This is a genomic window from Xanthobacter autotrophicus, assembly GCF_030015065.1.
In the GTDB taxonomy this organism is placed as follows: domain Bacteria; phylum Pseudomonadota; class Alphaproteobacteria; order Rhizobiales; family Xanthobacteraceae; genus Xanthobacter; species Xanthobacter autotrophicus_D.
Genome location: NZ_JAIVFN010000562.1, coordinates 1 through 391, shown reverse-complemented (window position 1 = coordinate 391; position 391 = coordinate 1). Strand labels below are relative to the sequence as shown.

General features: G+C 66.8%; 1 protein-coding gene. It reads left to right on the top strand.

All coding sequences use genetic code 11. From position 1 onward, the window contains the following. Nucleotides 1-51: 51 nt before the first annotated feature. Nucleotides 52-391: NCS2 family permease (locus tag K9U40_RS24520; RefSeq protein ID WP_282892636.1), on the top strand; the 340-nt coding region annotated here is incomplete at its 3' end.

The window sequence follows — 391 nt, the reverse complement described above, 5'->3', positions numbered from 1 at the left end:
GGTCACGACCGTTGGTCGTGACACCTTATTGTTGCGAGACGCCCCATGTCCCTGTTCGAACGCCTGTTCCAGCTGCAGCAGCACGGCACCACCGTGCGCACCGAGCTGCTGGCCGGTGTCACCACCTTCCTGACGATGTCCTACATCGTCTTCGTCAACCCGGAAATCCTCGGCACCACCGGCATGGATGCGGGTGCGGTGTTCGTGGCCACCTGCCTGGCCGCGGCGCTGGGTTCGGCGGTGATGGCACTGGCGGCCAACTTCCCGGTCGGGATGGCACCGGGCATGGGCCTGAACGCGTTCTTCGCCTTCACCGTGGTCGGCGCCGCCGGCCTGCCGTGGCAGCAGGCACTGGGCGCGGTATTCATCTCCGGCCTGGTGTTCCTGGTGC